This window comes from Arthrobacter sp. BE255 (assembly GCF_031457335.1).
In the GTDB taxonomy this organism is placed as follows: domain Bacteria; phylum Actinomycetota; class Actinomycetes; order Actinomycetales; family Micrococcaceae; genus Arthrobacter.
Genome location: NZ_JAVDWK010000019.1, coordinates 24,572 through 36,524 on the forward strand (window position 1 = coordinate 24,572; position 11,953 = coordinate 36,524).

Genomic DNA, 11,953 nt, shown 5'->3' on the forward strand with positions numbered 1-11,953 from the left:
CTGCACCAAACCAGCAGGGACTACTTCTTTGGTGCCTCGGTCGCGCCTGTTGCAGGGACCCATCGGTAAAGGGTGGGCACGGAGACTCCAAGGGTGTCGGCGACCTCCCGGGGAATTGTTCCCTGGTTGAGGAGCTTTCGGGCTGAACGGATCTTGGCATCCGTCATGATGCGTTTGCATCCGCCGACCCGTCCTTGTTCGCGTGCGGCCTGTAGTCCGTGCCTAGCCCTTGTGGCCGTTGACGGCTGGGCGTAACGTGCCCATCACAAAGTTCGCCCTTGGAGGCCTCCATGTCCGTGCTGCTACGTCGCGCTATAGCCTCGGCATCGATCGTGTCAGTCGGACTACTCGGGCCCGTCGGCCTAGCGGCGTGCACCTACGAGGAGCCCTCCCCCGCACCGTCTACGGAGGAGCCCTCCCCCGCACCGTCTACGGAGGAGCCCTCCCCCGCACCAACTACGGAGGCTCGCTCGGTCCCACCGCTGCCGGGCACGGTCCCACCGCTGCCGAGCGGCCGCGACATCGACGCCGGCACGTACCTCGTCACCAGCTTCACGGAGCCTTTCGAGATCACCGTCCCAGACGGCTGGTCTGGCGGCGACCTCGGCCTGGGCAAATTCGACCCGGATCACCCGGGTGAAGGGGCGGTCTTCGTGGGTTGGTGGCCCGCCGATTATGTGTCGACGGACGCATGCGCGTGGCAGGACGCGCTCGTCAAGCTCGATCCGTCGGCTGAGGCCTTCGTCGAGGCGATGACGGCGCAGACGTCAACGGCCAGCACCCCTCCCGTCGAGGTCGTGGTGGGCGATTACTCCGGCTTCGAGTTCGACCACTCCGTCGAGGGCGACGTGGACATCACGGCCTGCGACGGCGGCAAGTTCTGCATCCACTCAGAATCCTTATACGAATGCTCACGCTGGTACTCGACTCAGAATGAACGCGAAACCTACCGGGTGGTCGACCTGAACGGCCAGCGCGCTGTGACCTGGGTGGTCCAATTCCACCCACTCATCAATCCGGAGCTGACGAGAGAGGCATGGGTGGCCTTCCACCAACCCATCAATCCGGAGCTGACGAGAGAGGCACGCGCCGTCTTCGACTCGATCGTGTTCAAGTCCGACAAGTGACCGGCTGATGCGAAACGCATGCGATACAAGACGACTCAAGGCCAGGCTGAACCATGTTTGAGCGTATAGACCCGTTCCGCGAGACGGGTGTAGTTTGAGCTGTGGAAGGCTTCAGGCACTCTTCGGACGCCGGCCGTGAGTTTTATGAGCTCCGCAGGCGGGCATACGGTCCGGATCCAGACATAAGTGTCGACCCTCCAGGCCTAGCGAGGTTGCGCGAACTTGATTCGGAGGCCCCCGTGGACGCTGCCTCGATAGAACATCCGCTGCCAAGGTGGAGTCGCTTGTACTGGGCCGGTGCCGCACTGGTCCTCGCGGGAGGGATCGTTACGACGACCCTGCTGTTATCCGGGCCGCGTCCTGATGCCACTCTTCATCCGAGCGGGGCCGCGGTCGATAACCGGCTCCCCGGACTGCTGCTTAGGGGAGCACCCCTGTTGAAGATCGAGGCTTCAACCCTCCGCGGATACGGGTCGTATCTCGGTCTCGAGATCTATTCCGGGGTGAACGCGTTCGGCTCGCCGTGTCTGGTGGCACTGCACCGGGCGAGCGGTAATCTCTCAGACGTTCGCTGTGCTCCGGCTCCAGCAGATCTCATGATGGACGTCGCCTCATCCCGGGATGGGTTTGAAGGATTCGAAGGACGCGCCGGTGACGGCATCATCCGATTCGTACTTCGTGACGACACGGTGGATGCTTACGTCTACCTCATCCCGGAGGCGGGCTGATGGACCCATCCTCACCCCGGTCCGACGCTGAGCGCGAGCTGGACGAGCTCCGCAGGAGGGCATACGGTCCGCAGGCAGATATCCAGTCCGACCCTGCAGCACTGGTAAGACTGGCGGAACTGGAGGCGGCACGCACTGCGAGTCTTCGCGCCGCCGCCGGCACCGAAGTCACAGCACCCGCTGCAGCCTCGGATTCCGGGTCAGTTGCTCACTCCACCTGGAACACATTCATTGAAGAATGGCCGGAACCAGCAACCAGCATCGCACCCGTGGCGGAGCCCAGCACTGGATTGATGTCCTCAGCCTGGCGTCGTCGCATTGCGACACAAGTCCGCCGTTACTCATTTACGGCCACCGCGCTGGCAGTCTTTGTTGCCGCTGTGTTCACCGTGGCATGGATCGTTAGACCGCATCCCGATGCCACGTTGCGTCCGATCGCAGACGAGGCTGACAGCGCCGTTTTCACAATGCTGTCGTTCCTCTCAACGCTGGAATTCCCTTGGGGGGAAGCTGCCGGCCAATCCAGCTTCCGCGGCTATCAACAGTATCGGGGATTCGAACCCTGGTTCTTCGTGGACGGACGGGGCTACCGGTGCTTCATGCTCATCGATCGTTCCGGTCCTTTTGTTGACGGCGCCAATTGTGTGCCGCCCGGGGTCGATCTTTTTGCAGACGTCGGCGGGCAAACCCATTCGGGTGATGATGCCGTGATGGGCCTCCCGAAGGGGAGCGTCGTCCGGTTCCACTACCGCGGCGACTCCGTAGACGTCTTCCTCTACCCCGCATCGTCGGAGGCAGAATGAGGCCCGGGCCCGGAGAGACGGGCCGCCAGCTCAGATGCCCTGAACAGAAGAGCGCCAAAAATCTCCGAAGATCAGACCGGTTATCGCACCGTTTCCCGCGACTGGTGTGACCGACCGCGCGGATCCGAAGGTTCCGGATTCCCACTAGTTCGCCCGAAATATTGCCCGGTGATGGTGCCATAACCAGTGCGGCAGCTTGTATGCAAAAACGACCGTTTGGTACCAACCTTCTAAGACGCGGTGATTGGTGCCGAAGACGGGGGTTTTCCAGTCACAAGCTTTGTCCAGAACCCGTTGTCGGTATCAAAGCTGGTCGGAAGCAGGGTTAGAGCGTTTTTGACCTGGCCTGGCTGCGACCGCCCCTGTGGCCGCGGCCGTCCCGCCACCCTGGTAGAACGTCGTTCAGCTTCTTCTCCTTGGTAGGGACGAGCCTGCCTGCGCGGTAATCTATCCGCTGCCCGTGCAGCCACACACCCAACGTGCGTTCGCACTTGTCGTCCGTTTTCTGATGCCTGGGCCAGTCGCCGCCGGCGGCCCTGAGGTTTTGCAGTTCCTCCAGCCGTTGCTGCCAGCGTGCCTCGTCGTCGGTTTTTCGTGTTGAGGGCATGTCCCATCCGGGGATGACCGCCAGGGCTTCACGATAGATGGGGGAGAGGGTCCCTTGTGCCGCATCCCGCCGTCGGCGCACCAGCCATGCACTCAGTGCCCGTTCCTTTGCCGATTTGCCGTGGGTGACGGGCAGCCTGCCCTCGGATTCGTGCAAGGCGAGGATGTCGGCCAGATTCCGAAGGCCCGCGTCCGGCGTTCGTCGTGCTGGAAGGGGCAGGGCTGCCTTGTGTTCGTCCCGGATGCCAGGCTCTGCACGGGCAGCAATTTGTAGGTGGTAACGGACGGTGGTCTCCGCGACGTCCTCCATGGCGGCGATCTTTGATGTTGGGATACCCTTCCGGTACATCAGCACGAACTCTGGGTCAGGGGCGACGCGCTTCACTTAGATCACCTCATTGCTTTCAATACGCAGATAGCGATACACGGTGGCCCGGCTGGCGCCGATGATCTTCCCGATGTCGGCAGGCGTTAGCCCTTGAGCTTTCAGGTCGCGGGCACGCTTGACCTTGGCGTGGCCGGCGGTGACTTCCCGCCGTCCGGCCTTGCGCCCGTGTTCGGCGGCCGCGGCCATGCCTGCCCTGGTCCGCTCGACCAGCTGGTCGCGTTCGAGTTGGGCGAAGGCGGACATGACGGTGAGCATGGCCCTGCCCATCGGCCCCGTGGTGCTGATGCCTTCGGTGACGCTGCGAAAGTGTACGCCCCGGCGCTCCAAGTCGTCGATGAGGGCCAGAAGGTTGCGCGTGTTGCGCCCGAGGCGATCCAGCTTCCAGACCACGACCTCGTCACCGTCCCGCAGGTGTTCGAGCATCTTGTCCAGCTCTGGCCGGCTGGCGCTTGAGCCGCTGACACCATGGTCTGTGAAGATCCGGTGGCAGCCGGCCGCCTTCAAGGCCGCATGCTGCAGGTCCGAATTTTGCTCGGCGGTGCTGACCCTGGCGTATCCAATACTCCCCAAAACCGACTCCTGTTGGCTCATCAAAGGCCTCTTTCCCTTTTGTTGAGAATAGCCGGGGTGAGACACATTGTTGAGACGACCCACCGGTCCCTGAAGCCGCAGGAAGAAAGGGCTTGGGAAAATTTTGACGAGCGGCCCCTGCCATCTTGATAAAGGATCCTTTTGTGAGACAGGTTGCCGGTCAGGTTGGGCCGGTGCAGAACTGGGTAGCGGAGGGACCTTGGCTGACTCAGTAGCACCGTGCCTGCGACGACTACGGAGCCAGCTTTGTGCTGCCCCTTCAAGATCGGGCTCGTTTGCGATTTCGGTGAGAGCTGTTTCAGCTGCAGGTTCCGCGGTTCGCAATAGGCGGGCACATAGACTTCCTTCCATGCGCGTCTTCGACATCGCCTTCGACTACCTTCTCGACACCACGCCTCCAGGGAAGGACCCGGACTCCCATAGTCCGCGGCTCAAGGCTGACCATCAGCTGCTCTGGACGAAGGAGCTATGCGAGAGGCAGCTGTTCAAACTGACGGTCTCGGAAATTCCCAAGGTGCGTCGGAATAACTACCTGATGTTCGAGCAGACGCCCGACAAATCGATCACGTTCGGCAGTGACGCCATCACGAACTCCTACACCCCGTGGGGGAGGCCCAAGGCCTTGGTCCAGGCTAAGGCCGAGGTGAGTGAGGAGCAGAAGCGCCGCTATCTCAACCCGCCGTACACGATCGGCAGCGCCATGATCTGGCCCGTCAGGGGAATACACCTGCCCACCCTCAACACCGCCAGGGGAATGCGACAATCTATTGCGGACCGGATGGACCTGACCCTGGAATGCATCCGGCGCCACTACGCCAAGGAGCCAGGCAGCCCCCTCGCCGACGTCACCACGAACTATGGGGACTTCTTCGAACTCTTCTGCACGTTCGAGAAGTTTGTGGAGTTCTTCCACTTCCAGGATCTCGTGACACCGGAGGGGAAGATCGCTTTCTTCCTCGATGAGGATAAGGACACGGTCTTCACGCGCACCGGCGTGCCGGTCACGAAGGACGAGTACATCAGGGTTCAGGAAGCCTCGCTGAGGTTCATCCGGTTGCGGGGCAACCGGATGGCCGACTGGGTCGAGGAGAACCACCCCGACATCCAGGTCCGCCGGCAATGAACAACGTTGACACCAGCCCCTGACATTGTGAGGAAGAGACGCCGGACCCACCGGACACTCAGGACGATCCCATAAACGGGACGATGCATGAGGGGATAGGTGTAGCCAGTGCTTGGAGACTCCATGCGCTTTAGCCTAGGGCTGGTTCCTGTTAGACGAGGTCTGGCAGAATACGCCGCATGATGTTGGCCAGCTGGATTACGCTATCGGCAGCGATGCCAGCATCTCTTCGGGAGCCAGTCCCGCGGTGCTTGACCGCTTGAGCAAACTCAATGGTGGCTCTAGCAAGTTTACGGAGCTCGGCGTTAGCCGCGCCCTCAAGCTCCACTTCGACGTAACGATCGAGTCGTTGCTTTGTGTTGCTGACCGGGGGCTCGGCTTCACCGTCCTGGAGGTGCCTACTCGGGTTGTATACCGTCGCGCTCAGGCATTCGAGAACGATGACGCAGTCATTGCCGACGTTGCGGAAATCTTGCTCTGTTCGGGCTTGGCTGAAGTGTCGGCGCAGTTCGGCGAGTTCTTCATCGACTCGGGGCCACCCCGTTGTTCCTCGGGGAGAGATTGGACTGCTGAGCGTTGACTCGATAGTGGAGAGCTCAAGCTGGACAAGGCGTTCGTGGATGTCGTCGAACAAGTGGATCAATATGTCCCGGCGGGCTTGATAGCTGTCTGCGGCACCCTCCCTGATCCAAAATTGACGGAATGTCCGGAAATCTCTGAACGGCGGATCGAACTCAATTCTGAGGCGCTTAAGAACCTGTCGCAGCGCCAGCAATGCCCTGGCGGAATCCTCGTCATCCATTCGCTCATCGGCGTAGGGATTGCCGCCAGTCCCGAACGACTCGAACTCATCATGCACGAGACGAGCCAAGGCAACGGCTGCATCAACATCCGTTATCCCTACCAGGGACCCTGTCAGGACTCCTTCGATCTTTTCTCGATTCAGGATCCGGTACCCCTCCAAGGGATTATCGATCCAAAATTCATCAGCGCGCATTGAATCAGCCTATTTCGTCCGTAGACCCAGCCCCTTATGCCTCAACGATGACAAGTGAGGTTGGTGAGACAGGAAGCACGTGAAGGACTCGCCGCCGGCAGACCGGTGTCTTGGACGACTGGCAATCTACCGTGGAACCGTGAGAAGAAAACCAATTGAACTGGCAGCCGTTGCAACCGCGGCAGTCCCCGGACTGACCCCAACGGCCGTTAGCTCTGCCCCGGATGATCCAGCCGACTTCGACTCGGCTCTGCTGCTGGATTCTGAAGGCAAGCGGTGGCGCGTAAGGTCGCCGCGGCACGCGGAGGCCAGCGCCAGGCTGGAAACCGAATTCCTGGTTCTGCGGGCATTCGCTCCCGGTATCCGGGCCGAACTTCCGTTCCTGATGCCCACGGTAGCCGGCAGCGTACGGCTGGGAACCCTGAGCACGTTTGTCTACTCACACCTGGCCGGCAGCATCCGCAGCGTCGAGGAACTGACAGCAGGGCCGGAGACACTCGCCCGTGAAATCGGTGCGGCCCTGGCCGCCATCCATGACTTGCCACGGGCTTTGGTCAGCAACGCAGACCTGCCCAGCTACACCCCCAACGAGTTCCGTCAGCGCAGGCTGAATGAACTCGACCAGGCGGCCACCACCGGGAAGATTCCCCCGGCCCTGCTGCTGCGCTGGGAACACGCCCTGGAAGATGTCTCGCTTTGGCGCTTCAATCCGTGTGTGGTGCACGGCGACCTGCACGAGGACAACCTCATGGTGGAAGGCCAGCGCCTCACCGCCGTCACAGGATGGACCGACCTTCGGATCGGCGACCCCGCGGACGACTTCGCCTGGCTGGTGGCATCTAACGAGCAGGACTTCGTGGACGCCGTCCTGGCCGGCTACACAGCCAGCCGCCGGGACACCCCGGACAACCACCTGCTGCGCCGGGCAGCCCTGTCTGCCGAATTCGCTCTGGCCCAGTACCTGGTGAAGGGAATCGCAGCGGGCGACCCCTCAATGGTCTGGGAGGCCGAAGGGATGCTGGGGACCCTTGCCAGCGATATCGCAGAACATGGCGGGCAGCCGATCACCGTAGAACCGCTGCCCTCCGCCGGCACGGCAATGGGGCCGGGAGCTGTGCCCACGCCTGGTTCCAGCGCTCCCGACGGCGGCACATCAGGGAACGGTACGCCAGGAGGCACCGAGTCTGCTGGTGGCCTACCAGCCGCGGTTCCGGCCGTCACGGTTGTTCCCGTGCCGGACCCTGTCCAGCCGGCAGTCATCGTGACCGCCATTCCGGCAGATCCCCGGCCAGAAACAAGCGCCGGAGAAGCAGCCAAGGACCCGGACGGCACTTCAACCGCCGCCATCTCCATAGTCAACGCCAAGCAGAAATAGCCGCGCGGACCACTGGAGCCCTGCCGCCCAAAGGTTCCACGTGAGCCAGTAGTCCAGGACCTCGCCTCGCCACCGAGGAAACGTGAACTGTAACGAAAGATATGGAGTTATAACAAGAACTGTTATAACTGGCCAGATCTTTCTATACTCATGAAATGGATCCTTCGATGAACCCCTTCGCACCTGGCTCCGGCGTGAGGCCCCCGTGGCTTGTTGGTCGCCAGGGTGAGATCGATGCCTTCGACCTGCTCGTTGCGCGGACCAAATCCAATACGGTGGGGGACAGGGGCATGATTCTGTCCGGGCTGCGCGGTGTGGGCAAGACCGTACTCTTGAACGTCTTCGCCGAGCAGGCCCGGCGCAACGACTGGCTGGTCATCCAGCTGGAAGCCCAGCCGGGGGAAGCAGGCAGGGATGCAACCCGTGCGAAACTTGCCCGCGAGCTCGAACTCGGGGCCCGCAGACTGCGTGGAAAGCCAGCCTGGTCCTACCTCAACGGGGCTATGTCGAGCATCGGCAACATCTCCGCCACGCTGGGTGTGACGGGTGTCTCCGCTTCCGTGACGACCCGGCAGGGCAGGGCGGATTCAGGCAAGCTCGACATCGACATCGAGGAGTTCGTCGAAGATGTTTCCCTCGCAATGAAGAAGGCCAGGTCCGGGTTTGGACTGTTCATTGATGAGATGCAGGATCTGGACGAGGAACTCCTGACCGCGCTGCTATCGGTCCAGCACCTTGCGGGGCAGCGTGGCTGGCCGTTCTACCTGATCGGCGCCGGCCTTCCCAACCTCCCTGGGAGGGTTTCGGAAGCCAGGACTTACGGTGAGCGGCTTTTCCTCTACAGGACGATTGGACAGCTCAATCCCGACGCCGCAGCTGAGGCACTAACAGTACCCATCAGCCGACTTGGCGCCTCCACCACATACGAGGCGCTTTCCATGCTGCTCGCCGCGGCTGGCGGATATCCCTTCTTCCTCCAGACATACGGTCGTGCAGCATGGGACGCAGCACCGCAAAAGATCATTGGCGAGGATGATGCACGACTGGCTATCAAATATGGCACCATCGACCTTGATCACGGGTTTTTCGAGTCCCGCTGGCAGAAGGCAACCCCGGCAGAACGCCGATATTTGCGAGCTATGGCCAAAGACGGCGACGGTCCGTCCTCCAGCGGAGAGGTCGCTGCAAGGCTTGAAAAGCCAGCAAACAAACTGGCGGTTATTCGCTCACGACTCATCACTAAAGGCGTGGTGTACGCGCCGGAATACGGTTCCATTCAATTCACCGTCCCTGGAATGTCGGGCTTCATAGCACGCCAGACCGAGGACTGAAGATGCACGTTTGCTGCTGACAAGCTGGTGCGCCATAAGTGGGGTGCCTTGGCAGGCTCGCTTTCACTCCATTGGGGCAGTGTTCCACCGGAAACGAGCCGTGCCGCGGAGAGGACGCCGCGTGTCGTTCAAAGTGTGTCGTTAGAGCCCGATGCGTTCTGAGTGAAGAGGCGTTCACGCTCCGTTGCGATAATGTCGCGTGCCAGCTCTGCTTCGGAGACGTCGAAGGCTTCGGGTGCGCTATCGGCCGTCTCGCTGACTCGAGCGAAATCGGCGAAGAGTTGCTGCTTGCGGGCTAGGATTTCCGTGATTCTCCGGTCGACGCCCTCTTCGGAGAGCAAGCGGTGGACCTGGACTGATTTAAGTTGGCCCATGCGACGAGCCCGGGCTATGGCCTGCCACTCGGTAGTTGGCTTGAGTTGCGGTTCGCAGATCACGACGACCGACGCGGCTTGAATGTTGAGGCCGACCCCGCCGGCGACGATCTGGGAGACGAGCACGGCGCCGTGTCCTGCGGCTGAGAACTGATCGACCATGACCTGTCGAGCAGCGGCGGGTACTGAGCCTGTGAGCGGACCGAAGACCTTGCCTGGCAATGTGTGGGCGACGTGGTCGAGCACGTCGCGGAATTGGGAGAACACGATGAGGCGTCGGCCGTTGTCCTCGGCTTCCTGGACGATCTCCACGAGGCGCTGCATTTTCACGGACTTGCCGCCGCACGACATTGCGGCCCGGCGCATGGCCATGAAGTTCCCGGCTGCGACGGCGTCGACGTAGGCGGCGGCATCCTCGATCGAGTGAGGGAGCCATTCGTCTACCTCGACCAGCTCGGGGAGCTCTGTGAGGACGTCTTCTTGGTTGCGGCGGAGGTAGGCCGGCGCGACCTGCCGCCGGAAACGATGCGGAACTAGGTCGTTGCCATCGACTACAAGATCGGGACGGATGTAGCTGACCAGATTTCGGAACTCGTCGATGCGGTTCTCCAGCGGCGTTCCAGTCAGTAGGATCGCGCGTTCCGTCAGGCTGATAATTTTCGCAGCCCGCTGGGAGCGCTGGGCGCTGGGATTCTTGATGTAGTGAGCTTCGTCGATCACAACACATCCCAGGTCAACGAGCCCAAGAACATGGGGTTCAAACCATGGCAGGGTTTCGAAGGTGGTCACGGCGATGCCGCCGTTGCGAAGCCAGTTGCGGACGGCAGTCGCTCGCCCGGGGCCATGGACACGGTGCGGTCGGAGCCTGGACTTGGCTTGGACCTCGCGGACCCAGTTGGTCACGACCGCGGCCGGGCAGACCACCACTGAGTGGTGCGCACCCTGGGAGCGAAGATGGGCGAGCACCGCAAGTGCTTCGATGGTCTTGCCGAGACCCATCTCGTCGCCGATGATCACCTTTCGCTGGACAAGAGCAAACCGGGCGCCGAAGCTCTGGTAGCCGCGCAGCGACGCTGAAAGATGCTGAGTATTGAGTTCGAGCCTGCGTACGGCCTCGACGATGTCGTCGGGAAGGTCGCCGTGAGCCTTCTGCTCGTCCTCGATGATGAAGCCAAGTTCGGCGAGCAGTGCAAAGTAGTCCGCTGGGCGATGGAAGAAGTCGTCCCATGGATCCGCCGCTATACGAGCAGCCGTAGCTGCGCCGATCTGCTCGGCGCGGCGGCTGACGGCATCTACCGCCCCGGTGAACTCTGTCACTGTTCGATCACTGGAGAGGACGACAATGTGTTTGACCTGATGATCGAGAGCGTGCGCCAGGGGAGTCAGAGACTCCTTTAGGGCCAGGTCGGTGGTGGCGCTCCTGGTCTGTCGTATGGCGTCCCATGCTGAGAGCCGCCGAAGCAGCTCGGTGGCTTCTGGGGTGCGGCTCTTGATGTCGATCCGGACGGGCGTCTCGTCGTACGTCGTCTGCCACAGCGTTTGCGCAGCACCACGCATTCGAATGGCGGTCGTTGCCCCAATACCGGGTAGGTGTGATAGCAGGATTCCCCCGTCGAGGACAGCCTGGACCGTGTTCAGGCCGGCCTCTGTGAGCGGTCCGATGCGCAGGCGGTCTCGGGTCGCTTCTTTGAGTCGCTCCACGGGCATATCGGCCAAGAGCCGCCGCACTTCGTATTTCCGAACGGCTTCGCCCGCGGTAACAACATTGGCGCGGAAGTGCTCCTCCTGCCGCAACGCGGCATCGATGGCGTCGACAGCACTTGGCAAGTGCGCAACGGCCGCGACTGGGAACATGCGCTGACTGCTGCCGAGATCGCCGAGCCGCCCACGCAGCCCCACCCAGTCGGCCAATGCGGCGGTAAGAGGGATCTCGACCGGATTATCGTTATGGCGGTCGAGGCGCTCGAGCAGCTGGGGGAGCCCAGCCGTAAGGGCCCACTCGCGGTAGTGGTTCAAGAAGGCGGCGGCACCGGCACCGGTTTCCCGCTTCTTGTTGTCTAGGAAGAATCGGCGCATGCCTATGATGCTTTTCGCATCGTCGATTGCAGTAGCGGCGTCCGTTGTCAGACTGTAGAGGGCCTTCCGTTCCTCTGGCCCGACTGTCGGAAGGCAGGCTTGTCGTGCGGCATGATAAAGGAACGTTGTGTCAGCTGGACGCAGTGGCACGACTCGCCAGGCGACTCGCCCTTCAGTCCGTACTTCCACAGCTCGGCGGCGCAGGGAAGCGACGGCCTCGTCCCCGGCCTTTTCGACCATTGAACGGCGTTCCAGAATCGAGCGAGCCTGAGCGACCCAGTTTGCGGCCTGCGCTGAGGTCGCATGGACTCGCAGGCGTTCATCCCGTTCCACGGCACCCCTTTATCGGTCGGCTTTGCTGTAAAGATTAGTGCCGAGCACCGACGATCCCGCGGCTCTGTCGGCTCGGTCTGGTAAGGCGAGTCGGCTGTCGA

General features: G+C 61.9%; 11 protein-coding genes. 6 read left to right on the forward strand and 5 right to left on the reverse strand.

Features of this window, described 5'->3' with window-relative positions; translation table 11 throughout:
- Positions 1-20: 20 nt before the first annotated feature.
- A complete protein-coding gene (locus J2X42_RS23435) occupies positions 21-167 on the reverse strand; it encodes a helix-turn-helix domain-containing protein (protein WP_396134130.1) in 147 nt (48 codons plus the stop codon).
- 165 nt (positions 168-332) lie between these two features.
- Between J2X42_RS23435 and J2X42_RS22175 the strand changes: the two genes are divergently transcribed.
- The 3 genes from J2X42_RS22175 (at position 333) to J2X42_RS22185 (ending at position 2,658) form a co-directional block, all read left to right on the forward strand.
- Positions 333-1,127: a hypothetical protein gene (locus J2X42_RS22175; RefSeq protein WP_310168155.1), complete on the forward strand. Its 795-nt coding sequence runs from the start codon at positions 333-335 to the stop codon at positions 1,125-1,127.
- A gap of 596 nt (positions 1,128-1,723) precedes the next feature.
- Positions 1,724-1,855, forward strand: coding sequence for a hypothetical protein (locus tag J2X42_RS22180; protein ID WP_310168156.1), 132 nt, complete (start codon positions 1,724-1,726; stop codon positions 1,853-1,855).
- A 269-nt stretch (positions 1,856-2,124) separates the two neighbouring features.
- Positions 2,125-2,658, forward strand: a complete 534-nt coding sequence (locus J2X42_RS22185; RefSeq protein ID WP_310168157.1) for a hypothetical protein — start codon at positions 2,125-2,127, stop codon at positions 2,656-2,658.
- A gap of 325 nt (positions 2,659-2,983) precedes the next feature.
- On the opposite strand, the gene J2X42_RS22190 is transcribed toward J2X42_RS22185, so the two are convergent.
- Both J2X42_RS22190 and J2X42_RS22195 read right to left on the reverse strand, forming a co-directional pair.
- A complete protein-coding gene (locus J2X42_RS22190) occupies positions 2,984-3,649 on the reverse strand; it encodes a helicase associated domain-containing protein (protein WP_310168158.1) in 666 nt (221 codons plus the stop codon).
- Complete coding sequence (locus J2X42_RS22195) at positions 3,650-4,243, reverse strand: recombinase family protein (RefSeq protein WP_396134131.1); 594 nt, start codon at positions 4,241-4,243, stop codon at positions 3,650-3,652. It abuts the gene before it with no gap.
- Between the two features lie 349 nt (positions 4,244-4,592).
- Between J2X42_RS22195 and J2X42_RS22200 the strand changes: the two genes are divergently transcribed.
- Positions 4,593-5,366: a DUF6994 family protein gene (locus tag J2X42_RS22200; protein WP_310168159.1), complete on the forward strand. Its 774-nt coding sequence runs from the start codon at positions 4,593-4,595 to the stop codon at positions 5,364-5,366.
- 151 nt (positions 5,367-5,517) lie between these two features.
- Here the strand turns inward: J2X42_RS22200 and J2X42_RS22205 are convergent, their stop codons facing one another.
- On the reverse strand, positions 5,518-6,363 hold the full coding sequence (locus J2X42_RS22205; protein ID WP_310168160.1) for a hypothetical protein: 846 nt from the start codon (positions 6,361-6,363) through the stop codon (positions 5,518-5,520).
- A gap of 139 nt (positions 6,364-6,502) precedes the next feature.
- Between J2X42_RS22205 and J2X42_RS22210 the strand changes: the two genes are divergently transcribed.
- Both J2X42_RS22210 and J2X42_RS22215 read left to right on the forward strand, forming a co-directional pair.
- On the forward strand, positions 6,503-7,738 hold the full coding sequence (locus J2X42_RS22210) for a macrolide 2'-phosphotransferase (RefSeq protein WP_310168161.1): 1,236 nt from the start codon (positions 6,503-6,505) through the stop codon (positions 7,736-7,738).
- A 167-nt stretch (positions 7,739-7,905) separates the two neighbouring features.
- The gene (locus J2X42_RS22215) at positions 7,906-9,069 is read left to right on the forward strand and encodes an ATP-binding protein (protein ID WP_310168205.1); all 1,164 of its coding nucleotides are present in this window, start codon (positions 7,906-7,908) and stop codon (positions 9,067-9,069) included.
- Between the two features lie 128 nt (positions 9,070-9,197).
- On the opposite strand, the gene J2X42_RS22220 is transcribed toward J2X42_RS22215, so the two are convergent.
- Entirely contained in the window at positions 9,198-11,519 is a 2,322-nt protein-coding gene (locus tag J2X42_RS22220; protein ID WP_310168162.1) for a DEAD/DEAH box helicase, read from the reverse strand.
- Positions 11,520-11,953: the final 434 nt, after the last annotated feature.